General features: G+C 54.6%; 19 protein-coding genes and 1 pseudogene. 3 read left to right on the top strand and 17 right to left on the bottom strand.

Annotated features, from left to right (window positions below; all coding sequences use genetic code 11):
• Nucleotides 1–119: 119 nt before the first annotated feature.
• The 3 genes from AC27KL_RS12145 to AC27KL_RS12155 form a co-directional block, all read right to left on the bottom strand.
• The gene (locus AC27KL_RS12145; RefSeq protein WP_487169838.1) at nt 120–2,657 is read right to left on the bottom strand and encodes a GH39 family glycosyl hydrolase; all 2,538 of its coding nucleotides are present in this window, start codon (nt 2,655–2,657) and stop codon (nt 120–122) included.
• Between the two features lie 319 nt (nt 2,658–2,976).
• Entirely contained in the window at nt 2,977–3,498 is a 522-nt protein-coding gene (locus tag AC27KL_RS12150; protein ID WP_487169839.1) for a PadR family transcriptional regulator, read from the bottom strand.
• A gap of 155 nt (nt 3,499–3,653) precedes the next feature.
• Nucleotides 3,654–4,418: a class I SAM-dependent methyltransferase gene (locus tag AC27KL_RS12155; protein WP_487169840.1), complete on the bottom strand. Its 765-nt coding sequence runs from the start codon at nt 4,416–4,418 to the stop codon at nt 3,654–3,656.
• Nucleotides 4,419–4,606: 188 nt separating this feature from the next.
• Between AC27KL_RS12155 and AC27KL_RS12160 the strand changes: the two genes are divergently transcribed.
• Nucleotides 4,607–5,065, top strand: coding sequence for an AraC family transcriptional regulator (locus AC27KL_RS12160; protein ID WP_487169841.1), 459 nt, complete (start codon nt 4,607–4,609; stop codon nt 5,063–5,065).
• A gap of 115 nt (nt 5,066–5,180) precedes the next feature.
• Here the strand turns inward: AC27KL_RS12160 and AC27KL_RS12165 are convergent, their stop codons facing one another.
• The 10 genes and pseudogenes from AC27KL_RS12165 to AC27KL_RS12210 all read right to left on the bottom strand — a co-directional run bounded on the left by AC27KL_RS12165 (nt 5,181) and on the right by AC27KL_RS12210 (nt 13,732).
• The gene (locus AC27KL_RS12165) at nt 5,181–5,978 is read right to left on the bottom strand and encodes an ABC transporter ATP-binding protein (protein ID WP_036710386.1); all 798 of its coding nucleotides are present in this window, start codon (nt 5,976–5,978) and stop codon (nt 5,181–5,183) included.
• Nucleotides 5,971–6,891 (bottom strand): ABC transporter permease, encoded by a 921-nt coding sequence (locus tag AC27KL_RS12170; RefSeq protein ID WP_339321134.1) that lies wholly within the window; start codon nt 6,889–6,891, stop codon nt 5,971–5,973. Before AC27KL_RS12170 ends, AC27KL_RS12165 begins: the two co-directional genes overlap by 8 nt.
• A gap of 134 nt (nt 6,892–7,025) precedes the next feature.
• Entirely contained in the window at nt 7,026–8,066 is a 1,041-nt protein-coding gene (locus AC27KL_RS12175) for an ABC transporter substrate-binding protein (RefSeq protein WP_036710384.1), read from the bottom strand.
• A 206-nt stretch (nt 8,067–8,272) separates the two neighbouring features.
• Complete coding sequence (locus tag AC27KL_RS12180) at nt 8,273–8,956, bottom strand: HAD family hydrolase (protein WP_487169842.1); 684 nt, start codon at nt 8,954–8,956, stop codon at nt 8,273–8,275.
• A gap of 241 nt (nt 8,957–9,197) precedes the next feature.
• Nucleotides 9,198–10,130 carry a 1-phosphofructokinase gene (gene pfkB, locus AC27KL_RS12185; RefSeq protein WP_487169843.1) on the bottom strand — a complete coding sequence of 311 codons (933 nt, stop codon included), beginning with the start codon at nt 10,128–10,130 and terminating at the stop codon, nt 9,198–9,200.
• A gap of 232 nt (nt 10,131–10,362) precedes the next feature.
• On the bottom strand, nt 10,363–11,286 hold the full coding sequence (locus AC27KL_RS12190; protein WP_487169844.1) for a carbohydrate kinase family protein: 924 nt from the start codon (nt 11,284–11,286) through the stop codon (nt 10,363–10,365).
• 44 nt (nt 11,287–11,330) lie between these two features.
• Nucleotides 11,331–11,915, bottom strand: coding sequence for a histidine phosphatase family protein (locus AC27KL_RS12195; RefSeq protein ID WP_036710258.1), 585 nt, complete (start codon nt 11,913–11,915; stop codon nt 11,331–11,333).
• Nucleotides 11,912–12,169 (bottom strand): annotated as a pseudogene (locus AC27KL_RS12200) (VOC family protein); the annotation flags it as partial. The pseudogene AC27KL_RS12200 and the gene AC27KL_RS12195, both read right to left, overlap by 4 nt.
• A 9-nt stretch (nt 12,170–12,178) precedes the next feature.
• Nucleotides 12,179–12,673, bottom strand: coding sequence for a tetratricopeptide repeat protein (locus AC27KL_RS12205; protein ID WP_339321140.1), 495 nt, complete (start codon nt 12,671–12,673; stop codon nt 12,179–12,181).
• 27 nt (nt 12,674–12,700) lie between these two features.
• Entirely contained in the window at nt 12,701–13,732 is a 1,032-nt protein-coding gene (locus AC27KL_RS12210; RefSeq protein ID WP_339321141.1) for a LacI family DNA-binding transcriptional regulator, read from the bottom strand.
• Nucleotides 13,733–14,027: 295 nt separating this feature from the next.
• Here AC27KL_RS12210 and AC27KL_RS12215 point away from each other — a divergent pair, with 295 nt between their 5' ends.
• Together AC27KL_RS12215 and AC27KL_RS12220 are read left to right on the top strand one after the other, a co-directional pair.
• Nucleotides 14,028–15,077 carry a 2,3-butanediol dehydrogenase gene (locus tag AC27KL_RS12215; RefSeq protein ID WP_487169845.1) on the top strand — a complete coding sequence of 350 codons (1,050 nt, stop codon included), beginning with the start codon at nt 14,028–14,030 and terminating at the stop codon, nt 15,075–15,077.
• Between the two features lie 256 nt (nt 15,078–15,333).
• Nucleotides 15,334–16,095 (top strand): MBL fold metallo-hydrolase, encoded by a 762-nt coding sequence (locus AC27KL_RS12220; RefSeq protein ID WP_487169846.1) that lies wholly within the window; start codon nt 15,334–15,336, stop codon nt 16,093–16,095.
• 209 nt (nt 16,096–16,304) lie between these two features.
• Here the strand turns inward: AC27KL_RS12220 and murI are convergent, their stop codons facing one another.
• From murI to AC27KL_RS12240, 4 genes are all read right to left on the bottom strand, one after another.
• Nucleotides 16,305–17,114 carry a glutamate racemase gene (gene murI / locus AC27KL_RS12225; RefSeq protein WP_487169941.1) on the bottom strand — a complete coding sequence of 270 codons (810 nt, stop codon included), beginning with the start codon at nt 17,112–17,114 and terminating at the stop codon, nt 16,305–16,307.
• A 165-nt stretch (nt 17,115–17,279) separates the two neighbouring features.
• Complete coding sequence (locus AC27KL_RS12230) at nt 17,280–17,768, bottom strand: GNAT family N-acetyltransferase (RefSeq protein ID WP_487169847.1); 489 nt, start codon at nt 17,766–17,768, stop codon at nt 17,280–17,282.
• Between the two features lie 25 nt (nt 17,769–17,793).
• Nucleotides 17,794–18,294 (bottom strand): DinB family protein, encoded by a 501-nt coding sequence (locus AC27KL_RS12235; protein WP_487169848.1) that lies wholly within the window; start codon nt 18,292–18,294, stop codon nt 17,794–17,796.
• A gap of 258 nt (nt 18,295–18,552) precedes the next feature.
• A complete protein-coding gene (locus AC27KL_RS12240) occupies nt 18,553–24,663 on the bottom strand; it encodes an S-layer homology domain-containing protein (RefSeq protein WP_487169849.1) in 6,111 nt (2,036 codons plus the stop codon).
• Between the last annotated feature and the right edge of the window lie 107 nt (nt 24,664–24,770).

The raw sequence follows: 24,770 nt of genomic DNA on the forward strand, positions 1-24,770 counted from the left end.
GCCTTCATGAAGACAGGCGGTTGTTTAAAGACTTATGGGGCGATTTTTAATCTCATTATGAAAGCGTTTAACTCTCCCTTTCCGATTGGCTTAAAAATTGACACAGATTGTGCTGCCGCTCATACCATAGGCGTTAATTCAATCAGCTGCACCTCATGCGGTTTCAAGGTGGAGCCAATCACCGTCCCGTTCTCGTTCTCCACGTTCAAGACTTGAACCTCTCTTAATGGGGTGGAGCTCTGCTTCAGATAAGCGATATCCTCAGCCGTCAATGATTCCGGTGCCCCCATTTCCACCCATTTGTCGTAGCTGCTGCCGTGTTTGCGGGTGATCGTCTGGGTAACCATGCGGTACGCGCCTTGAGGTAACCCGCTAAGCGCGATGTCGATTTTTAAGATTTTCTCTTCCTTGAATCCGTTATACCTGTGTGTTTCATCTATAAACGAAGTGTCGCCGAGAGCGTAAAGATCATCATAATGACAGTAATTATACGTCATGATTTGAATGGAGTCTCCGCGGGTGGCCACGATATATCCGTCCCCGCGGGCAATCAGCGTCTCCCCCAGCTTGCCGAGCAGCCTGTACGCATGCATGGCGGGCTTCGGGATCCCATATTGGGCGATCAGCCCAAGTCCTCCATGAAACAAACGCGGTGACGGGAACGTTTCCTCGATGTTGTCGCTCAGCACCCAGTAACCGAAACCGTCGATGGCATCAAGATTATCGAGAATGTTTTTGGCGATATAGGCAGCCTTGTATAAGGTATCGTTCGTCAATTCGCGGTGATAGGCGGTCGAATTCCATTCCGTCATATACACCTCGCGGCCGGATAACCCCTGGTCGGCGAGCAGCTGCAGCTCCATCGCAAGTCTCTCCTTAAGAAAATCGGGATTCGGCGAAATCCCTCCGAATTTCTCCAGCAGCCTCCGGTAAAGCTCTTCGTCCTGCGTGAGCTCCGCTTCTTCCTGCTGAACTCGTTTTTCGATTTCTTCATGCGGATAAAAATGCAGCGGAATGAAGTCGGGAAGACAATCGTGCTTGCGGCAAAACGCGAAAAAATTCGTCGCCGTTTCCGGCGAAGTCACGGTGATGATTCGTCCGGGTGCGCCGATCTTCAGTCCTGCGGACAACCGTTTGACGGTTCTGTAGGTGGCCAGATACAGCTCATGGTATTCCTGAACGGATCCGGGCCAAAATACGTTTAATTCCGGCTCGTTCCAGAACTCGAATCTCCAGCTCTCGACCTCCGCCGCGCCGTAACGGTTCATACAGTGACGAAGGAAGCTGTCGATAAGTCCGCACCATTTATCCAGCGACTTCGGCGGGCTCGTAAAGCTGGCTCTGTAGAACACCGTCTTCCCGGGATCGGAGGCCAGCGCGGAGGGCATAAATCCCAGCTCCACGAACGGCTTCAAGCCAATCGACAGCATAAAATCGAACAGCTGGTCCACCAGCCTGAAATTGTAGCGCGGCCGGCCTGCCTCGTCTTCATCATATACCATCATCCCGTCGTCAAAGATTCCGTGGAAGCGTAAATACCGGAATGGACAGCATTGCTGCACATAGGCCAGCTGCTGTTGTACATCGGCATGCAGCCCTTCCTGCGCTTTCCCGATCGTGATGAGGTTTTTCCACGTATGCTTCAGGTTTCTTCCCGGAGCGGCCGCGTTCACCTCGTAGGTCTTCGATTCGATTGCCTGGATCGTTTCAACCTCCAACGATTCGGTCCGCCGCAAATACTGACGGATGATCCCCAGTGCGCTGGATTGGTTGAACTGAAGATAGTTCGAAGAGATGTCTTGCTTCTTCTCTTCCGTTTCCCGTTCAGGCCGATACTGCTTGCGGTATTCGTGAGGGGTCATGCGGTATTTGTTTTTAAACGCCGTGTAAAACGATTTGGCATTGGGAAATCCGTGGCTTAACGCCAGATCGGCAATCGGGAGGTCTTCATGACGAAGCAGTTCCTCCACCGCGTTCTTCAACCGGATGCTGGTCAAATAGGATTGGAAATTAAGTCCGATATTTTCGCTGAAAAATTTGGACAGATACGGCACGGACAGAAATTCCTTCTTGGCAATCGATTGCAGGGTGATCGGTTCATTGTAATGCTCATCGATGTAATTGATTATTCGGAGCATGCGCTCCATATACTTCTCGTTGATCGCGCCGCCGGTTTCGGAGGATTTGAACTGCTTAATGAGCATGGAAAATACGGCCAGCATGCGGATTCCCATATCCAGCTCGTACGCCTCTCCTTTTTTCTGCTTCAGCTCGACCATCTCTGCCAGCATCTGGCGGATTCGGTCCAACCCGCTTTTCTGTTCCGGCCGGACCGTGGAAGAATTGCACTCGAACTGTATGTCCTCAATGCCTTTAATGTTATCCTTCAAAAATACCATTGGGATCAGAAACGTGGCGATAATGTTCATGTCCAGGCCAATGACCTCATGGACATGGCTGGAATTAATCACAAATACATCGCCTTCGGTTATCGTGTGCCGCTCGGTTCCGACGGTGACTTCCAGATTGCCGGACAGCACGAATATGATCTCCACGCTGGTATGCCAATGGCTCGGCACGTAATTTACCCGGTGCAGCGATACATCAAACGGCAGATCGTCCGCTGTCTCCACCAATTCAAAGATGGACGTTTTCAAAGATGTCCCCCAGACAAAGATTGTGTCTCTTTTTTGTACTATCGTCCATTATACAAAATAGTATGCTTTAATATCTAAGCGCACTAATCAAAGTCTAAAGACCGCGATCAGGGCATTTTTGTTGTATTGGATCTAGGCTTTAACTCCATTCGCATGCAAGCGAAACTAAATAACCAGCCGCCGATGGATTACAGGCGACTGGCTGCTTTACTTAAAAGGTGTATGGATTAGGTCAATTTTTTATATCTTTGCATATAAGCCCGACTTCTTAGCGGAGCAAAAAATAATGAACGACGCGGAATTTCGGCGTTAATGCTCATCATCCTTGCTTCGCTTCCAGCTCTTGCAGCGTTTGGATCAGAAAATGCTTGTTGCACTCGAGCAGAGCCATGCGGTGGCGGAAAGACAAATTCACGCCGATGCCCTCGCCGTGCGGCGGAATTTTCGAACATGCCCCGATCAGTTCCTGCACTCTCTCCAGCTTGATCTTAAGCAGTTCTATGGCATCCTCCCGCGACAAATGATCGATAAACATCAGTCCGATATTCCCGTCCGGCGTCGTATTTTCGGCATGGACCAAGGAAGCGCGGAGCAATTGAAAAAAACGTTTTTTGCCTTCTTCCGTGATCGAATAAATCTGGCGCGGCGGCCGGTTGCCTTCCTGCTCGACCGTCACGTTTACGCAGCCCTGCTTGTCGAGCCGCTTCAAAATGGCATACGCCGTCGCTTTTTTCATATCGGATACTTGACCCAAATTGCGCTCAATGAAATCGTTGATTTGATACCCGTGCTGGCTTTGGGTCATCAGCAATCCCAAAACGAGCAGTTCGCGTTCATCCATTGTTAAGACTCCTTCAATGCTGTTGCTACTTCTAGTATAGTCATTCTTGACTAGCAGGTCAAAAATGGTTTGGCGCGAGGTTGTATGAAATTATGGCAGAAGATCGTCTAACATCCCAGGTACCGCGTCCGGGGGAAAGCCGCGCAGGCAGATCGTTACCGTTTCTTTCGGGCCGCGATGATAAAACGGTGACAGCTCGTATCCAAATATCCTTGCTGCTCCAATGTACGATGAAGCTCCCGAAGCTGCCGGTCATACCGCTCCACCGAAAAGTCGGGGATTTGCCAAGGAATGACGCTTAAATAATAGACGACGGCTCCCAGGTCATAAAACCTGGAACGCGTTACCTCCTCGTCTTGGCCTTGAATATCGAAATACGGCTCCAACTCCCGCACGGCGTAATCCAAATTCCAATGCGCAAATTCGTCGTTCGGCGCTGCCAGCCATTCGTTCAGTTCCTGGTCGTTCGTCCCCCCAACCTGCTGGGTGATGAACAAGCCGCCCGGTTTCAAAATCCGGTGAACCTCCTTGGGGCAATACGATTCATGGCGGTTGATCACCAGATCGAATTCATCGTCCGCAAACGGAATCTGCTCATCCTTTTCGATGTAGGAAACCCGGACGCCCAACGGTTCAAGCCTTCGGCGGGCTACCTCCACATTCGGCTTATACCCTTCCGTAGCGCAAGTATGCGCGGGAAGCCGGCTGAACCTTGGCAAGAACTCGCCGCCGCCAGTCCCCATATCCAGCATGCTTTCCGATTGGGATATGGCTTGTTCCACCAGATTGTAATAATTCCAGCGCAGCGGAAATTCCTGCAGCCTTCCCGTGTTCCCCAGATACGAAAAATCCCAGCCGCTAAACGTCATGTCCGTCGATTGAACGACTTCCTCGTAGGACAGGTTCGTCAAATGCTTCATGTCCCCACACCCTTTCGTTTCCCTCTGTCGTCCAGAACATATCATTTCTATGAAAACGGCCAAAAAACCTTTATTCGGAGGAGGGATGTTCTTTTGCCGCTTTTTCGAAAAAAATGAATGAATATATTTTTATACCATGATAGCATCCAAAGTGAATTCACTCATATGACCAGAAAAGGAGCTTAACGATGAACATGAAGATGGAAAACATTCCGAATTACCGCTTGGCCTATGTGCGGCAAGTCGGCCCGTACGGCCCGGCCAATGCCCAAGCCATGGAAACACTGAAACGATGGGCCGCAGACAGACATTTGCTGACCGAATCGGCCATTCTGCTCGGAATCCCGCAGGATCGCCCCGAAACGACGCTTCCCGAAAACTGCAGGTATGACGCCTGCATCGTGATTTCGGCGGATGTTGCGTTGGATGATACCGTGGAGGAAGGCGAATTTACCGGCGGCGAGTATGCGGTTTGCACCGTAAAGCACACCAAGGAAGAGGTACAAAAGGCATGGGCCGCCGTTTTCCCGGCTTTGCGGCAAAGCGGATATCAACCGGACAACAAGCCTGCCTTGGAACGATATACCGGGAAAATGATCGCCGATGGATATTGCGAAATATGCATCCCTGTGATGAAAACGGTCTAAAGAATACGCAAAAAGAAGAACAAGCGGCTGCCGATCGCGACAGCTCCTTGTTCTTCCTTATACGTATGTTTTATGGCACGATGATGAGCTTATTACACGATGTCATTTGAATCGCTTATCCGCCCAATACAACCCGATCGTCCGACAGTTTGTGGCCGCTGATCCGTTCGAATTCGCCGAGCAGCTTTTCGATCGTAAGATCCTTTTTCGTCCGTTCATCGATATCGAGAATGATTTTCCCCTTGTCCATCATGATCAGCCGATTTCCCAGCCGAATGGCCTGCTCCATATTATGGGTGACCATCAGCGTCGTCAGCTGCATCTCGCGCACAATCGTATCCGTCAATCTCGTAATCAGCTCCGCGCGGGCGGGATCAAGCGCTGCGGTATGTTCGTCAAGGAGCAAAATCTGCGGCTTGGTGAAGGTGGCCATCAGCAGGCTGAGCGCCTGCCGCTCCCCTCCGGACAACAGTCCGACTTTGGCGCGGAGCCTGTTTTCCAGGCCGATGCCCAAACGTTCGAGCGATTCGCGGAACATGCTGCGGCGGCTTGCGTTGATGCTGACCGAAAGTCCCCGCCGGGCCCCGCGCCGGTAAGCCATCGCCAAATTTTCCTCGATCGTCATTCGCGGCGCCGTTCCGGCCATCGGATCCTGGAACACGCGGCCGATCCATCGGCTGCGGCGGTATTCGGGAAGACCGCTGATCTCCTGGCCGTCGATCCGGACCGCGCCGGCGTCCGGTTTCATCACGCCCGAAATGATGTTCATCAAGGTCGATTTGCCTGCGCCGTTGCTTCCGATGATCGTGACGAAGTCGCCGGGATTCAGCTTCAGGTTGATGTGCTGCAAAGCGATTTTTTCGTCCGGCGTTCCCGGATTAAACAGCTTGGAAACATGGGATAATTCAAGCACGGAGATCACCTCCCTTAAACTCCTTCGATAAGGCCCCCGTGAGTTCTTCGGTACGCTTTTTGGCCATTTTTTTCTGCTTCATCGCCCGGCTGGCCGTCGGGAAAACGAGCGCAATGATGACGATGACCGCCGTAATGACCTTCATGTCCGAAGCATCGAGCCATTCCACCCGCAGCGCCAAGGCAACGACGATCCGGTAGACGATCGCGCCGAGCACGACGGATATCGTGGCATGAATGATGTTGCGGGCTCCGAATACGGCTTCGCCGATGATCACCGATGCAAGTCCAACGACAATCATGCCGACCCCCATCGTAATGTCCGCAAATCCGGATTGCTGCGCGATCAGGGCCCCGGACAGCGCCACAAGGCCGTTGGAGAGGCTGACGCCGATGATTTTGGTCGTGTCCGTGTTTGCCCCGAAGCTGCGGATCATCCGGTCGTTGTCGCCGGTTGCGCGCAGCGCCAGGCCGACGTCCGTCCGGAAAAACCAGTTCATGAGCAGCAGCACGATGATCAGCATACTCCCCAGCACGATCCACGGGTTGACGGAGGTAAGCACGGTATCGGCATCGATGATCGCGATGTTCGGTTTGCCCATAATCCGCAAGTTGATGGAATGCAGCGCAATCATCATTAATATCCCGGACAACAGCCCGTTGATTTTTCCTTTGGTATGGAGCAGCCCCGTGCATAACCCTGCCGCGATGCCGCCGGCAAAGGCCACGATGCAGCTCAGCCATGCGTTATATCCGTGGGAAATCATGACAGCGGCAATGCCGCCCCCTGTCGTAAAACTGCCGTCAACGGTCAAGTCCGGAAAATCGAGAATCCGGTACGTAATATAGACGCCAAGCGCCAACAAAGCATAAAGCAGTCCCAGTTCGACCGCGCCTATCAGCGAACTGATCATAATGACGTTCCTCCTTCGGGTAATTTCCGCCCCGATCGGGCGGAAGAGTTCATAGATGCCGCAAATCCAGCCCGTATGCAATGAAGGGAGTGGACGAAGGACGTCGCCACTCCCTATCACACCAATCCGTGCCGTTACTTATTGATGATGTAGTTCTCCTTGTCCTGCACTTCGTTCTTCATTTCTTCCGTTACCGTAACCCCTTGCGCCTCGGCAGCCTTCAAATTGAGAACGACGTCCAGCTTCTCCTGCATTTTCACCGGAATCTCTCCCGGATTTTTACCGTTTTTCAGAATGTCCGCCGCAAGTTTGCCGACCTCGTATCCGTGATCGAAATATTTGAAGCCGACGGTCGCGAACGCGCCTTTTTCAACCGTATCGTAGTCGCTCGAGAAAAACGGAATATGATTTTCGTTGGCCACTTGGATGATCGTATCCGCTCCGCTGACCACGGTATTGTCCAGCGTAATGAAAAGCGCGTCGGCGCGGCCGACCAATGACTGCGCGGCTTGCTTAACTTCGGACGTGTTGGTCACGGCCGCTTTGACCAGCTTGATGTTATGCTTGGCCAGCGCTTCTTCGGCATTTTTGGCCATGACGACCGCATTCTGCTCCCCTTCGTTGATGATCAGACCTACCGATTTGATGTTCGGAAAATGCTTGGCGATAAAATCCATCAGCCGTTGAACCGCCTCGGGATTCGTGTCGGAAACGCCGGTCACGTTGCCGCCCGGCTTCTCCAGGCTGGAAACGATCTTGGCATCGACCGGATCGGTCACGGAGGCGAACAGGACCGGTTTGTCCTTGACCTCTTTCACGACGGCCTGCGCCGAGCTGGTGGCGATGGCAAGCACGAGGTCTTCCTTGCCCGAAGCAAACTTTTGCGCGATGGACAGGTTGGTCGCCGGATCATTTTGGGCGTTTTTATAATCCACTTCCAGATTGTCGCCTTCGGACAACCCCGCATCCTTAAGCGCTGCCATGAAGCCTTCCCGCGTCGCGTCAAGCGACGGATGCTCGACGATTTGGGAAATGGCGATTTTATACGTTTTTTTGTCCGCTTGGTTTCCGGAGCCGCCGGCTTCCGTTTTCTTGCCGTCAGAACTGCCGCAACCTGCAAGCGCTGCCGCCAAAAGCGCCGACATGACGACAGGCAGCCATTTTTTCTTCAACATCATTAGACCCCTCCAACATTTTCCTCTACACTGCTTTTGTGTTCGAAAGCATTAAAGCAATCGGGTAAAAAAAAGAGTGCCGATCGTATAAAATTTTCCATTCCATACAATCCATTGATTATTCATAATCATAAAGGGGCACTCCGGCATCCGTCAATCGGTATCATGTAAAAAAATGAATTTTTTTATCGGATTTTAAAGGATGATTATTCCAATTCGCCTACCCGGTTTTGCTTCTCCAGCCGTTCGATCAGCTCGTTTAACGGCATCGCTTCCATGTCGGGGATTTTCAGGTCGTAACCTTCGAACGAAAAGGTCGTCGTCATCTCGTTCGGCACGATCACGGTACGGACTCCGGCTTGTTTCGCCGCGATAAACCCGTTCAAGGAATCTTCGAAAGAGACCGCTTCCTCCGGCTGGATCTCCAGCTTTTGCAGCGATAATCGATAAAGCTCGGGGTCCGGCTTCACCTTCTTGACCAAATCCGCCGTATTGACGAATTCGAAATAACCGTGCAGGCCGAATTTGTCCAGGTACGGCTCGATCCAGTTGTAATACGAGCTCGAGGCGATGCAAACCCGCAGCCCCAGCCTTTTGGCTTCCTGCAGATAGCTGACGACGCCGGGCCTCGGCTGCACGTCCTTCAACAGCTCCCGGTAGCAAACGTCGACCTGCTTGCGGATCCGTTCGGCATCCCCGGCCTGTTCAAGCAATTCGGCGAGGTATGTATATGGGTTGAAAAATTCGAAGGAAGTCCCAACGCACCGGGCATACATTTCGAGTGGGAGCTCCTTGCCGTATTCCTTGTATATTTTGCAAAAGGCGTGGTAGGCCGGCGTTTCCGTATCCACGATCAATCCGTCGAAATCAAAAATAAGCGCTTTAATCATGTAACTCTCCTTTTCGTCCTCGTATTCTTTTCCCCGTCGCCGATCCCCATTTTCCCAGCCGTTCGGCATGAACCCGCCCTTTCCCCGGGAAAATAAACAGCCGCTTCACGGCCGCTCTGAAACGGGCCCTCGGTTTATACTATAAAATTCTTCGCCGGCGCGGCACATTCCTCTTTTTTCGGGAAGCGGCGAAAGACCGGACGCCAACGCGCCCGGCCATTACAAATGATACTGCCGCAAGTTATAATGCCGTGATCCGTACCTGCCCGCGCAGCCGTTCCACCTCTTCCGGTTCGATCAGCCCCGCTTCGTCCGTCATGGCGTTGGAAGTGCCGGCCGCCGAAGCCAGTGCCAGCCCTTCTTCGAGAGACAGCCCTTTGGCCAGCGAGACCGCCATTCCGGCGACGTACGAATCCCCGCAGCCGACCGTGTTCACGACGTCGACCTTCGGCGTTTCCACGCGGAAAGTTCCCGCTTGGGACGCCACCATGGAGCCTGCGCCGCCGAGCGAGACGCTGATCCGGTCCATGCCGTATTTTTGCAGGAGCGTTTCGACCGCCTTTTGGAGCGCCGCCTCATCCTGAACGTGGATGCCGAGAAGCTCCTCGACTTCCTCTTCGTTCGGTTTGATCATATCCGGTCCGGCTTCCAGGCCGAAGCGCAGCGCGTCCCCGCTGGCATCCAAAATGACGTAGGCTCCGGCTTCTTTGGCGATCGATACGAGCTTCACGTAAAAATCCTTCGGAACCCCGGCCGGCAGGCTGCCGCTAAAGCAAACGATGCGGGATTTGGCGGCGTGCTCGCGGATTTTCTCTTCCATCTGCGCCAAAGCCTGCGGGTCGACGGTCGGCCCCGGCTCCAAAAGCTCGGTGGAAATACCGTTTTCCTCGTCCAAAATGTTCAGGCAAACCCGCGACTCCCCGGGAACGGAGACAAAATCATGCCCGATGCCCATCCGGTCCAATAGCTGTTTGATCATTTCGCCGTTAAATCCGCCGACGAAGCCGGTTGCGGTCACCGGCACGCCGAGCTGGGCCACGACCTTCGCCACGTTGATCCCTTTGCCGCCCGGCGCGGCGCGGAACCGCTGTACCCTTGAAACCTTGCCCAGCGGAAACGTCGGAAGAAAATACGTCTTATCGATGGCTGCATTCAATGTTACGGTCGTAATCATAAATACCCTGTCATCCCATCCTAGCCGTGAACGTGAGCGCCTTATCCGTCATGACCCGGCCCGGGGAAAGCCGTCCTTCGCTGCCTGCTCACCGTTTGCTATCCGTCTCGATGCCCCCTGAAGCCCTTGCGGTCATGGGGCAAAAAACCCATGCCGCCGGGCACATCGGCAATATCCAAAGTATACCTGCATGCCTCAAATTGCACAACGTTACATTACATTCCGAAGCTTCTCACGCCTCATCCAGCATCCCGTGTACTTTTTCCAGCGTCGGCAGGGAGCCCGTCCCCCCGATCCCCAGCGTCGAAATCGCCCCGCTTGCGTTGGCGAACCTCACCAACTCCCGTCCGCGCAAACCGCTGCGGTAAGCATAGATCAAACCGGCATTAAAAGCGTCCCCGGCACCGGTCGTATCGACCGGCGCGACTTGGAAGGAGGCAACCAGCTCCGGTGCCCGCTCCGGCGCAAACAGCATCGCTCCCCTTTTGCCGCATTTGACGACCACGGTATGCACGCCTGCCGGAAGTCCTCTGGCCGCTTCTTTTACGCTTTCGGCCCCGTAAATGTGCATCATTTCCTCTTCGCTCGGAATAAACAGGTCCGTGTGCGGCAGCAGACGGTCGATTTGTTCGCGGTACCACAATCCGCGGACATCCCAGCCGGTGTCAAAGGAGGTCGTCGCCCCCTCGGCCCGGAGGCCCGCAAACAACGTTTCCCAATGCGGCCGCATGCCGTCCTGAAGAAAATAAGAGCCGAAATGCACATGGTCCGCTTCGGCAAGCAGCCCCGCAGGGAGGTGCTCCGGCGCAAGCAGCGGAATGCTGCCCGGGTACGTGAGCAGTCCGCGGTCCCGCGGCGTCGAAAAAGACAAGGTGACCCCGGTTTTAAGATCCGCCTTCCGGATGACATGTTCGGTATTCACCTGCATCCGATCCAGCTCGCGCAAGCAAAAACGCCCGAAGTCGTCTTCCCCCACCACGCTTACGAAATGAACTTCGGCGCCAAGCGATGCCAGCGCGCATGCGGTAATCGCCGAAGACGAACCCAACACGACATCAAAGGAATTGATCAGCTTTTCCCTGTTCCACTCCGGCATCACGTCGGTGCCGGCCAAAATAACGTCCACGTTCAACTCGCCGACGACAACGATTTTCACGGCATTTTCCCCTTTGCAATTGGTCTTATGGTCTTATGCCTGCATTATAAATTGACGGCGTCCAAATGACGGCGGCAGTTGTACAAATCGCATACCCACTGTTCATCCAGCTTGCGGATCAACGTGACCGACGTGTTGTGAAGATGCTGGCGTTCCCCCATGTTCGCAACCAGCGCCGGAAGCAGCGTCGAGATCAAGGCGCCATGGCTGACGAGGAGCACGCGCTGCCCGGGATGCCGCTGGCAAACCTCCTTCACGAGTTCTGTTCCGCGCGCAATCATCGACTCTTCGGTCTCGATTCCAAGTTCAAACTCGCGCCAGTCCTCGCCCCACATCCGAATCCGGTCTTCCTCCGTCGTGCCTTCGATTTTACCGCAGCCTTTTTCCCGCAAACGCTCATCGATATAGAGCGGAATGCCAAGCGCTTTGGCGATCGTTTCGGCCGTTTCCTTCGCCCGCGACAAATCGCTTGCGTACACGGCATCCCATGTCTCGTTCCGGAACCGTTCCGCCAGCGCTCGGGCTTGCGCCCGGCCCGTATCATTAAGCGGAATATCCGTTTGTCCCTGCGCCTTTTTCGCCACGTTCCAGTCGGTAATGCCGTGTCTGACCCATCCAATCGTCGTCATCCTATGTTCCCCCTGTTATCGTCGTAAAATGTCATATGGCCTTTTTCCGCCCGGTAATAATCGAGGCGGTCCTGCAGCGTGCCCGTGTGAAGCTCGAAGCGGTGTCCGTCGGGGTCCAGGAAATAGACCGATCGCTTATCCTTTTCATCGCGTTCCCGTCCGGGCAGGACTGTGACATCAAGTTCCCTCAGGCGGTGAAGCCAAAAGTCGAATTCTTCTTCCGCCACCGAAAAGGCGATATGGGTATACGTCCGCGGCATCGCTCACTGCCATACTTCATCCAGCTTATCGGCATAAAAGCGGATCGCCCTAGCGTAACCCCGAATCCCGTCATCCCCGGACGTATCGGCGATTTCGGCCAGCAGCAGCTCCATCGCCTTCGGGTGTCTGCCTAAATTATACAACACCATCGCATAAAACACGCGGAATTCTCTTCGCTCCGGAAACGCGCTCATTCCCTGTTCAAGCACCTCCGCCGCCCGGCCGTATTCCCCGAGCGACCTGAAGGTGCTGCCAAGACCGAGCAGCGCGCCTGCAAGCGATTCTTCGCCGAGCCCTAACCGGATGGCTTCTTCATAATACGGCACCGCCTCCCTTTCGAGACCGAGGACATCGTGGGTCCATCCCGTCTGGTACCAAATTTCCGCATTGCCCGGCTCCTCTTCCAGCAGCGACAGCCATAACTTCCTGGCCTGTTCGGCATCGCCCGATTCCCGCAGCGATATCGCCTGACGAATCTTTTGTTCCGTATCCGACATGTTTCCGCCCCTTCCTTTCCAAGCCCGTTAGTCCAGGTAGACCGTGCTCCGCTTCATCTTCACGCTGGACTCGCGCACGATCAGCCTTGGTTCGAATTGCACCCTCTCATAAGCGCCTTTGGATGGTTCGCGGATCCGTTTCAGCAGCAGCTCCGTCGCCAGGCGGGACACTTCCGCTCCCATGATGGATACCGAGCTGATCTGCGGGGAAGTGAGCGTCGTCCAAATGTTGTTGTCGATGCCGACCACGGCCACGTCCTCCGGCACCCTGACCCCAAGCTCTTTAAAACGGTTGATCAGCCCGATGGCGACCATGTCGTTCCCGGCGTAAACCGCGTCCGGCATATGTTTCAGGCTTTTGAAATAATCGGCGGCTTTCGCCCCCGTGCTAAGCGAGAAGTCCTCGCCGAAATAAACCAGCGACAAATCGACGTGCGCCAGCGAATTGACATAAGCATTGTAGCGTTCCTCGATGATATCCTTAGGCGCTCCGGCGTAACCGATCCTCGTGCGGCCGATGCTGATCAAATGCTCCATCGCAAGGCGCCCTTCCTGCTGCGACATGCAAACCACGTCCGCTTTAATGTCGGGCCCCAGCTTTTTCCCGTAGTTGATGACCGAGATCGGCACCGGCGATTTGTTGACGAGCTCGACGAAGTTTTTCGGATACGCCAGCGGCAAAATGATCAGGCCGTCCACGTGCAGCTTTTTGACGTCTCGGATCGTCTCCAGCTCGATCTGCCCGATGCCGGACGTGTTGATGTTGACGACGCGGTAGCCGTGATGTTTGGCGGCCTGCTCCACGGACCAGGCGATTTCGGGCATGAACGCGTTACGGATATCGGGTACGGCAAGCGCGATCTGATAGGTGCTGCGCACCTTCAGGCTTTGCGCCGCAATGCTCGGGATGAAACCAAGTTCTTCGATCGCCTGAAGCACCTTCGTTTTCGTTTTTTCGCTGATGCCCCCGGAATTGTTGATGGCCCTGGATACCGTCGCGATCCCGACGCCGGCTTTTTTGGCGACGTCTTCGATGGTGACTTTCGAGTTTTTTGACAAGCCGACCCGGCCCTCCTTAATTCGGAATCGTTTCCTATTTTCGTTCCGTCTTTTCATTTACTATTTCTATTATACCATGAAAGTTTTGGCGGTTGAATCACGCGGAGATCCGGGTGATATGCCCTAGCTTAAAAGGCTATTTTTCAAGAAAAAATCTGTGCGCCCCGTTTCGAAACCGGTTTGACAATCCTGTGAAGTTGTGACATATTAGTTTTCGGAAACGTTTCCGAAACGCGAGCAATCCAAGCTCATCTGAACCTATTCAGAACCTAAGATCGAAATGGAGATGTCAAGCATGAAAGCATTAAGATGGCATGGCCAAAAAGACCTGCGTCTGGACACCATCGAAGAACCTGTCGCAACGAGCGGCAAAGTCAAAATCAAAGTGGAGTGGTGCGGCATTTGCGGCAGCGACCTGCATGAATACACGGCGGGACCGATCTTCATTCCCGAGTCCGCCCCTCATCCGCTGACCGGTGAAAAAGCCCCGATCGTGATGGGACATGAATTCTCCGGTCAAATCGTCGAAATCGGCGAAGGCGTGACAAAATTCGGCGTCGGCGACCGGGTCGTCGTCGAGCCGATTTTCGCGTGCGGCAAATGCGAAGCCTGCAAACAAGGCAAATACAACCTGTGCTCCGACATGGGCTTTCTTGGACTTGCCGGCGGGGGTGGCGGATTTTCCGGTTACGTCGCGGCGGATGAAGCCATGGTCCATAAAATTCCGGATTCCGTGTCCTTCGAGCAGGGCGCGCTTGTCGAACCGTCAGCGGTCGCTCTGCATGCGGTCCGTTCCAGCAAGCTGAAAGTCGGCGATAAAGCGGCCGTATTCGGCACGGGACCGATCGGCCTGCTCGTGATCGAGGCATTAAAAGCTTCCGGCGCATCCGAGATTTACGCGGTCGAGCTGTCTCCGGAACGCAAACAAAAAGCGGCGGAGCTCGGCGCGATCGTCATCGATCCGAAGGAATTCGACGCCGTGAAGGAAATCCATAAACGCACGCAGGGCGGCGTGGACGTCGCCTATGAAGTTACCGGCGTTCCCCCTGTGCTCACGCAGGCGCTGGAATCCACCAAAATGGGCGGCGAGCTGATGATCGTCAGCATCTTCGAAAAAGAGGCGCCGATCCACCCGAACAACGTCGTCTTGATGGAACGGACCGTCAAAGGCATCATCGGGTACCGCGACGTTTTCCCTGCGGTCCTCAGCCTGATGGAGCAGGGTTATTTCCCTGCGGAGAAACTCGTGACCAAGCGGATTTCGCTCGGCGACGTGCTCTCCGAAGGCTTCGAAACGCTGCTGAAGGAAAAAAACCAGGTTAAAATTCTCGTGAAACCGGAATAACCGATCCGGGATCGTTCTCTTCTTTTAATCTATCCAACTTCCAACCACCTATTGCAAAGCCGGATTCTCGTCCTGAGAAATCCGGCTCTTTTTTATCCGCCGTTTCGAAGCGGATCGCGACAAAACGCGTCTATATTTTTATATTGACAAATTCTTTGTTTTATGTTATGATAAAATATTTGTGTTTGACTAGTGATTTTTGTGGCGCTATGATAGTACCTGCCTTACATTTTTCATGAACCTATGGAGGTGCGGCATGAACCCAGCCACGCAAAATTATCGTATTCATATGCTTGACATCACAGCCGTCGTTATGGGGAAAGAGGACATCATTCATCCCGTGCTGATCCATGATGAGAGGCACGCGGTGTTGGTCGACGCCGGATATCCCGGCCAGCTCGGCAAATTCGCCGAAGCGCTAAGCCCTTACGGACTTCGCATGCAGGACGTGACGCAGGTCATCTTGACCCACCAGGACATCGATCATATCGGAAGCCTTCCGGCAATCATCGAAGAGGCGGGGCATGACGTCGAGGTGATGGCCAGCGCGGAAGAAAAACCTTTTATCGAAGGCGAAAAGATGTTATTAAAAATAACGCCCGAAGCGCTTGCCGCAGCGGAAGCCATGATTCCCCCCACCGTTCCGGACGCGTGGAAGCAGGCCTTCCTCTCCACATTAAAAAATCCGCCCAAATCCCCTGTGCACAGGGTCATTCATGACGGACAAAGGCTGGACATCTGCGGCGGCATCGAAGTGATAGCAACGCCGGGACATACTCCGGGACACATCAGTCTATACCATGTTCCAAGCAAAACGCTGATCGCCGCCGATGCGCTCCGGGTCGCCGACGGACGTTTATGCGGTCCGGATCCGGACCAGACGCTGGACATGGGAAGGGCGATGAAATCGGTCGGAAAGCTTGCCGGCTGCGAGATCGAAACGATCATCTGCTACCATGGCGGCATGTACAAAGACGGAAACCTTTCTCGAACCTTGCGGGAACTGGCTGGCCTCTAAGGGAGCCGTCAAATATGCGTTGCGTTTGTTCCATATAACAGAAGTCCCTTGCTCCCGGTCGCCGACAGGCCGTTTGATCCCGGACCTTATACGACGCCGGCAACGCCGGTGGCACGAAACGGCAAAAAATCCGCCACGAATCCCCGCGATTCCCGGTTGATTCGAGACGGATAAGCTTAGCGCTCGGACGGATGGCGCCCGATATGGCTCTAACCCGTTACTTTTACAGCTTTGCCCGTGTTTGCCGTTTCACGGCTGTGGTAGAGCTCGAAGGCCTGCTGCATTTTCCGCAAATAATCCGGTTCCCGGCCGGAGCAAGCAAAACGAATTTCCCCCTTGCCGCCCGAGCCCAGTCGTTTTTGCTCCGCCAAAACGCTCCGGAGCCTGCGGACCGTGCCGCGGCTGCCGTCGATAATCTCCATATGCGCCGGCAAAATCCGGCTGAGCAGCGGCTTATAAAATGGAAAATGGGTACATCCCAATACAAGCGTCCCATAATCGTTCAAATCGTACGGCGCAAATTTTTCTTCAAAATAAGCCGTCATCACGCCGGGATCGAACTGCATGGCCTCGCAATACGCAACCAGTTCGGGCAGCGGGAGCGAATCCACGATGCTGTGGTCGTCCACGCGGGAGACAAGCTGGGCGTATTTCGATTGGTGAAGCGTCAGCGGCGTCGCGGCGACCAATACTCTTTTTCCGGTGTTGCGGTTCATTTCGACGGCCGGCTTCACCGCAGGTTCCATCCCGATGATCGGAAAGCGGTATTCCTGGCGCAGTTCCTCCGCCGCCGCGCTGGTTGCGGTATTGCAGGCAATGACCAGTGCCTTGATGTCTTCCCGCAAAATTTGATCCAGCGACTCACGCACAAAGTCCTGCACCTGCTCCTTGGTTTTCGTGCCGTAGGGCGCATGAAGGGTATCGGCAAAAAACAAAAAATCCTCTTCGGGCAGCTGCTTCACGGCTTCAGAAAGGACGGTCAATCCGCCTAACCCTGAATCAAAAAGCGCAATTCGCATGTTGTTCACCTGATTTTTCATAGATTCGTTTCGCATGGTTCTTTGGTTCCCTATATGATGAAAACCAAATTATGGCCAAAAGTCAAGGATAACCGCCGTGGAAAAATCATACATTGCCGTGAATCGCCGCGGTATGAAGCCATCACGAACCCGGTCCCGGCCAAGTTAAACCTGCCTGCGGACCATGCAAATAAACGGGGTTTCCCGGCCGTGCACGGGGGAAGACAAGGCGCCCGCCCGCTCGAACCCCGCCTTCCCGTAAGCACGGATCGCCCGCTCGTTAAAAGCGGCGACGACCAGCCGGATCCCTTTTCCCGGAAACGCACGCTGCACGTACCTGGTTCCCTCCTCGACAAAGCGGCGGCCATGCCCCTGTCCGGTCAGCTCGGGCTTCATCCCGAGGCCAAAGTCCACCAAAGATTCATCCTCATAGATTCCCGCGGCGTAACCGCCGGGGACTCGGGCCGAAATGCCCGTGCAATAAAATCCGATGACGCGTCCTTCGGCATCCTTGACGGATACGTAATCGCCGTTCATCAGCTCGGCGGCATCCTCTTCGCTCCCGTCCATGCTGTACAGCTCATAGGGAGGCGGATATTGCCACAATGCGATGACCGCCGCGTCCTCCGCGTTCATGCTGCTGATTCGATACACTGCTTAGCACAACCTTTGCCTGATTTTAAAATAAGGTTCTTGCGGATTGTTCTTGAAGAAGGGTTTCACCAAGCCCGCGGCCGATGACATTCGCCGATACGCGTTTGATGCCAAGCTCTTTGGCCCAAACCGAAAGCTGGCCGACGTGGTGAATTTCGTGGGCGATGACGTGCCGCAGCACTTCGCCGTACACAAGCGGCTCCGCCTGCCATGGCACGCGCACCACGGTTCTCTCTTTTTCCACGCTTACCTTCGATAAAATATCCTTGATTTGGCCGCGGCAATCCTCCGACAGCATCCTGATTTTCTCCAGCGATGCGTAATCCTCAAAACGAGGCTCCCAATCCTCCATTCCTTCGATCGCCCGGATCCAGCTCAGTTCCACGTCGACGATATGGAACAGCGTCCGAAGTATCGATCCGACGCCCCCCGTCCGTTCCTTGGCGAGTTCGCCGGCGGGCAACCCGTCGAATACCTCAAACCACTCATCTCTCACCTGCCAGTTATACTCAAACCAGGTCTTCAAGCTGCCGCTCCCTTCCATCCCCTTACCATCTTCGTTTTATCCTATGCCGCAAAGGGTCTGCATTCTCTCCGCGGCTGCTATTTTTCATAGGATTTAGGGATCGTTTTTCAAAAGTTAAACACAGTATACCACGGATCGATTCCGGCTGCCGCAATCGGAGTCCGCAAACGATACCCCCGGGCAGGACACAACAAAACCGGGTGGTCTTCCACCCGGTTTTGTTCCATCCGTTCAAGCATGCTATGAAAGGCGTACGTATCAGTGGTTCAACAGCATATATACCATTTTGGCCATTTCCGCCCGGGTCACGTTCCCCTTCGGATCAAAACGGAGATTGCCTTTGCCTGTCATCAACCCAAGCCCGTTCACCTGTTCGACGGCTTCTTGGGCCCAGGTCGACACCTGATCAAGATCCGCAAAATTCGCTTTTGCTGATCCGCCCTGCATTTTGCCGTACAGCCCGCTCGCCTTCGCCAGAATAACGGCGGCTTCCTCGCGGCTGATCGGAGCCTGAGGCCGGAATTTCCCTCCGCTTCCTTGAACGATGCCCAGCTTGGACGCCTGGGCGACCGCGGCGGCATAATACGCATCCGCAGGCACATCAGTAAACGATGGCGTTGTTTCGGACGCATGTTGGCCCGCTCCGCGCATGACGAGGGTGATGAAATCCGCCCGGCTCACCTGCCGGCCCGGCTGGTAATGATTCGCATCCACGCCCTGGACCAGATGTTTGGCCGCCAATTTCGCAACGTATTCCTCCGCCCACGAACCTTTTACGTCCTCAAACTGCTTGCGGTATTCCAAAACCGCATACGCGCCTGGCGCATCGGCCGCAAACGAGACGGTGCCGCCGCGGAAGCTGCCGCCTTTGTACACGGGCTCCCTGCCAAGCAGGTACACGCCCGCGTAATCGCTTTGAAGCTGTTTTTGCTGCTCGGCCGTCAAACTTCTTTCGATCGTGATCGGACCTCCGAAAACGGCAATTTCCGTTTCGGTTTGTCCTTTGACCAAGATCAGGCGCAGCGAATAAACGAGGCCGGCATGCACGTAATCCTTGGAAGCATTCAAGCTTGCGCCCAGCTTTTGCTTGATGCCGTCATTCATCGCGGTATCCAGGCGAAGCACCAGTTGGTCGGCTGCTTCGAGCCGTTCCGGAATCGAGGCGGCCGGCATCGTTACCGTGAATCCCGGCGCGGAAACGATGATCGACAGCCCGCCGTCTTTGGCTTTTTTCACCGGCCCTACAGGGAGGTACAAAGCGGATTCCCCGTCCCCATCGGCGCTTCCGTTCAATTCTACGATGACCTTTCCGTTGTCGGCCGTGGCGACCGCTTTTTCCAGCGCCTGCTGATCGGCCCGGTACGCGCCGTCCGAAGACGGTTTTATCGCGAGATGTCCGCGTCCGGTTTCAGCAACCGGCGGTTTTGCCGGGCCGGAATCTCCCGGATGGGTTCCTTGGTTTCCGCCGGCGTTTCCTGGGCCGCCGCTGTTTCCTCCGCCTCCCGGCGGATGCGGTCCGCCGGTGGCTGCTCCTGTATCGAAGCCCCAAATATCCGACAGCACGCTGCCGCTATGCCCGTCCTCCGCTTTGGCGTACCATTGCTGATAGCTGTTCGAAGGCAGGCCTTTCCAGGCTACCGATGTTTCGGTACCGCTTGGAACGTTCGATTGGGCGCCGATTTGCTGGCCGGTGTAAACTTTTACGCCGATGTAATCCGTAGCCACCCGTTTGGTGGCCGGTTCAAGCCCGAGATCCAGGCTGAATTCGTCTTTGCCCTTATCCGTTTCCGGATCGTAGTAATTATAATCGTCCAAATAAGGGGAGTACGTCTTGATATGCAGCTTGTTGTTTTTCATGTCGAACTGCATGAGACGGATATACCCGAGTCCGCCTTCGGGCGCCCCTTGATAATCGGCAAGCATCTGGTACACGCTGCGATCCGGAATGCCGTCGCCGTTATCGTCCAGCTGATCGACCTTCAGTTCCGCATCGTGATAGTGGCCGGACAACGCCGCGATCACGTTTTTGTTCGGCTTCACGACCTTTTCGAAAATCTGGTCGGCGATCGGTGCCCGATTGTTCGACACGAGAAGGTATTCATGCAGGCACAAAATCGCTTTGCGTTCCGGATATTTGGAGACGACCTCGTTCATCCATTCGATCTCCTTGTCGCCGAGTCCCCAGCCCATATACACGATAATGAAGTCGTTCCCGTTCGAAGACACCAAATCGTAGTGCCCTCGGTTGTTGTCGTACGATCCGCCGAACACCTGGTTGTCTTTAAAGCGGTCTTCGCCGAAATATTGCTTGAACTTCGTATAATCGTTGTTTTGGTGATCGACGTCATGGTTCCCTGCCAGCACGCCGTACGGAATGCGGGCGTCTTCGAGCACCTTCATGTCTTTGTCCGCTTCGATCCATTGATATTCCTGATACGATTTATCGACCACATCGCCCGTATGGATCACGTATTTGATGTTCATTTTGTCCTTTTGGTCGACGATCCAGTTGACGATTTTTTGGTAAATCTGCGGATAGCTTTGGGAGTAATACTGGGTGTCGGACATCCAGACGAACGAAAAATCGTACGGATCCTGGGATTCCGGCACCGGTTTGCTGCCGCTAGCTGCCGCCTGAACGGCGATTTCATCCTGCACCAATACGTCGATGGCCTGGCCGTTCGCGTAATCGCCGGCTTTAACGACCGCATTCAGCTCGAAATCATCCGCACCGGCTATGACCTGATCCAGCTGAACCCATTTCCCCTGCGTCGGGCTCCAAGCATATAAGCTTACCTTCCGGCCTGCGAGCGATTTCCCTTTCCAGTTGATTTCTACGCGGTCGGTGCCCTTGACCGAAGGATCCAGTTTCACCTCAAAGCGCTGGTAAGGAAACTGTTCGACGGACTCGTTCACGAGATATTTTCCGTCCAATGCGCCGATTTTTTCGTAATCCTCCGCACTCATGGCTTTTTCCCCGGCAGGGGCCATCTCTTTGGGAGGTTCGGTTGCGGACCCGTTCATGTACCCGGTGAATCCTTCCGCGCGGCTGCCGTCATATTTGAACCCCTTATAAAACGTCACGTTCATCGGATCCTGGTTCGGATCCTGCACCTTGACGGTCAGGTTGGCTTCGGCGCCGACATCGGTTTGCCCCTGTTTAGGGCTGACGAGCTGCGGCGGAAGCGGATTTTCGTCCGGTACGTTAAAGTTGACGGTCTTATCGGAAATGTTTCCGGCTTTGTCCGCGGCCTGAATGGACAGCGTATGCGTTCCGCCCTTCATTGCTCCCGAAGAGGTGCGGTACGGAAGCTCGACCGGTTTGCCGTCCAGGCTTACCGTCACCTTGTCCACGCCTGCCAAGGCGTCTTTGATCTCGGCATCGATGACGAATTCCCCGCGGTACTCCTTGCCTTCTTCCACCGTCGGCCGGATGGTCGGAGCGGTATTGTCCACGATGACGTTCGACGTGATTTGTTCCTTGCCGTCCGAAACGGTCACCCGGTGAGCGCCGTCCGGCACGGTCGACGTATCCCAAGCGTATGCCTTGGCTTTCAGATGTTCCGGCTTCAGATCGAAGTGAAACCCGATCGATTCGCTTTTGCCTGCGGAATCCCCCATCTTGATCTGCTTTTCTTTTTCGGCATAGGCAGGATCCCAAATTTCGGTGCCGTCGGCCAGCAGCAGCCGGACGTTTTTGACTTCGAAATCGTCTTTGTTTTCTTCCGGACGTTTATCGAACGGCGATGTTTTGGAGCCGGCCCGGATGTAGATGACGTTATCTCCCGCCACCAAACGGTCCGCGCTGATCGGGAAAGACAGCGTCGTATAAGACGTGATCGGATCCATGAAGGTATACAGGATCGACTTGTCCTCGAGTTCCGGCGGTCCCATCGTCACCGCGTTTTTGAAATAATAATCGACGTTGACGGCATCGAAAACGAAATAAGCGTCATGCTCAAGCCCGGCAAACGTGCTGCCGTCGGGCACTTTGGTCCCGTCGATGCTTAACTCGACGTCTGCGGCTTTAGCGGCTTCCGCGGCTCCTTTGATCGTACGGACGCCTTTCAAAATTTCCTGGTCCTTCACGTTCAAGCGGAGCGGGGCATCGCTTACGCCTCCGGTAACGTCCACTTTCGCGATCGCCGATTTCGTTTCGTTCACCCCGTCGGACGCGACGAAATAATATTCGATGTATTTCCGTCCGATCAATTCGGCCGAACTCAGCTTATAGCGGTAAAGCATATCGTTAAAATCTTCCGTCAGGCGATGCCCCGTAAAATTCGGCTGCTTGTCCGAACGGACAAACACTTCGACCGAGGTCACCTCATGATCGTCCTTGACGTCTGCTTTGATCTCAAGCCCTTTGGACTGATCCGCTTCCGTTACGCCCGTGACGTCCGTTACCGTCGGCGGGACCGTGTCGGCTTCGACATGAACCGGCTCGGCGGGAACCTGCGCTGCCCTCACGGAACCGGGCGAAGGCGCGTCCTGGCCCGATGCGGCTTTGATCATGACCGTGCTGCCATTCACCGGGTAGCCGAAAACGATCGCCTTGTCCTCTTTCGTTTCATCGCCTTTCGTTCCGCCTTCATACATCAGATCGGCATCGTAATAGGCGGCTGAAACTTCCTTGCCGGTATTTGTTTTGATTACAACAGCCCGTCTGCCGGAGTTGGCCATGCCGTCGCTTTGGATCGTCTGCAGCGTTTCCCCCGGAATCAAGTTCGTTTTGTAAAATTGATTAAAATCATTTTCCGTGTATGCCGTATTGGCGCTGTTTTTGATCCAAAAAACGACGGATTGTTTCGGTGGAATTTTAAAATCCGGGTTCACGGACGCCCATTCCACGTCGGCTCCCGGTCCTTTGTCCGGATATCGGTAATATATTTTGTAATTTTTGAAATTTACCGGCTGATCGGAATTGTTGTACACCTCGATGTATTCGTACGCGTCCGTCGAAGTGCCAGGAACGTTGGCCGTGTTAGGCACAAGCTCGGTCACGAGCAGCACGGGCGCCTTAGCTGGATGAAACGGCTCCATGCGGACTTGGGTCGCGTAAGGTTTGTCGAGCTGGCCCGCTTGAATGCGGTATTGCAGCGTCGGCTCCGCCAGCGCGGCCGCAGGAATCGTCGCCGTGTAATCTCCCGTATTGCCGGAGTCGGTCATCGTCGTCACGGTGTATCTCGCCTGGGATGGCGTTTTGTAAAGCAGCTTTACGGCAGCTTTGGAACCATCCGCATTCGTGCCCGGATTTTGTACATGGGCTTTGACCTCGTAATCCGCGGCATCCACAACGTCGGCCGGTACGTGAGTGATTACCGTTTGTTTTCCTTCTTCAATAACCGGAGGTACCGCTTGCGATGGATCGATCGTCCCCGGCGTAGCCGCCTTTTTTCCGGATTCCTCCGTAACGGTCATCAGCGTGCTGCCGGCAACCGGATGTTTGAAAAAGATCCCCATATTGGGCTGGACATGCTGCGCTTCGTAAGCAGCCGATACGATCGTGTCGCCGCTGCTGCTTTTGATCGCCAGCGTTCTGGCGTCTTTGTTCGCCATCCCGCCGCCGCCCTGAATCCGGAAAAGGCTGACGCCTTCAACCAGGTTCGTTCCGAAATTGGCGTTGAACTGATCCGCCGTTTCCTGGGCGTTTTTGCCGTTCATGATCCAAAACACGACCGGCTGGCGGGCCGGGATGATGATGTCGGTTCCGGGATTGGGCGTCCATGGATCGCTATTATTGTAAAAAAACGAGTAATCCTTGAAGTTCACGTCCTGATCCGTGTTGTTGTATACCTCTACGAATTCGTAAGCGTCCGTGCTCGTACCCGGCAGATTGGCCGTATCCGGCACCATTTCCGTGATCAGCAGCGCCGGCGCAGCGGCCGATGCCGCAAGCTCCTTCGGCTGTGCAGCCCGAATTTGCGTAGAATACGAAACCGTCCGAATGACGTTTGCCCCGGAGTCCAAAATGTCGATCGAATAGTCCAATTGGCGCCCGATCAACGTTTCGCCCGGAATGTCTCCGATGTATGTATCCGCCTGCTGACCCGCCGGCTTCAGCTCGACCGGAGCAAACGGTTGGCCGTCCACCGTATAACGGATTTGACCGCTCCATGGTTGATCTGCGCCGTAGACCACGGCCGTCACCGTATAATTCGCCTTCTCCGGCACCGATGCCGCCGGCGTATGCTCCAGACGAATCCCGCCCGGTTGTTCAGCCTGACTCTGCTGTCCCTCCTGCACGGCCGGGATCGGCTCGGCATGCGCAGCGGCCGTCGTCATAATCCCGGGCGTTCCGGCCGTCAGCATCATTCCGCTCAGCACGGCGATCGAAACGCTCCGTCCAAGCTTCTTTGTTCTGTTCAATGCAGCCTGCAACTCCTTCATCAACGTATTTGACCCAACAAGTCCATTGTATGAAGGTTGTGTTAGCCGGATATTACGGCAGCGTAAAGCGGTCGTTAATCTGGTTA

The organism is Paenibacillus sp. YAE3 (assembly GCF_057546105.1).